Below are 971 nucleotides of genomic sequence, written 5' to 3' on the forward strand. Positions count from 1 at the left end.
GCCGGGGCAGCCGGCGGCGGACGCCTGGCCGGCCGGCCCCTCGGACTCGGCGCTGCTTGGCCGCGCCCTGGACGAGCTGGAGCGCATGGTCGGGCTGGAGCCCGTCAAACGCCAGGTGCGGGCGCTGTCCGCGCAGTTGCACATGGCCAGGCTGCGGGCGCAGCAGGGGTTGCCGGTGCAGCCGCCGAAGCGGCACTTCGTGTTCTCCGGTCCGTCCGGAACCGGCAAGACCACCGTCGCCCGCATCCTGGGGCGGGTGTTCTGCGCGCTGGGCCTGCTCGGCGGTGAGCATCTCGTGGAGGCGCAGCGGGCTGACCTGGTCGGGGAGTTCATGGGTCAGACCGCGGTCAAGGCCAACGAGCTGATCGACTCCGCGCTGGGTGGTGTGCTGTTCGTCGACGAGGCCTACAGCCTGTCCAACTCCGGGTACGCCAAGGGTGACGCCTACGGTGACGAGGCGTTGCAGGTGCTTCTGAAGCGGGCCGAGGACAACCGGGACCGGCTGGTGGTGATCCTGGCCGGCTACCCGGAGGGCATGGACCGGCTGCTGGCCGCCAACCCGGGTCTGGGTTCGCGGTTCACCACCCGCATCGACTTCCCCAGTTACCGGCCGCTGGAGCTGACGGCCATCGGCCGGGTCCTGGCGGCCGAGAACGGGGACGAGTGGGACGAGGAGGCCCTGGAGGAGCTGCTCAGCGTCAGCGGGCACGTGGTGGACCAGGGCTGGATCGACGAGCTGGGCAACGGCCGCTTTCTGCGCACCCTCTACGAGAAGAGCTGCGCCTACCGCGACCTGCGGTTGTCGGGCTGCGCCGGCACGCCGTCCCGGGAGGACCTCGCGACGCTGCGGCTGCCGGACCTCATGCAGGCGTACGGCGAGGTGATGTCCGGCCGGGGGCCGGGCGGCGCCCACCGGCAACCGCCGCTCGGCTGAACCGGTCGACGGCGGCGTGGCGGACGGGCCGGGACCA

General features: G+C 72.4%; 1 protein-coding gene. It reads left to right on the forward strand.

The genetic code is table 11. The features are described 5' to 3' along the window. Positions 1-934, forward strand: a 934-nt coding sequence (locus tag ACYVE9_RS28355; protein WP_461030748.1) for an AAA family ATPase, incomplete at its 5' end; no start/stop codon positions are given. Positions 935-971 lie beyond the last annotated feature (37 nt).

It is taken from the genome of Streptomyces sparsus (genome assembly GCF_054776295.1).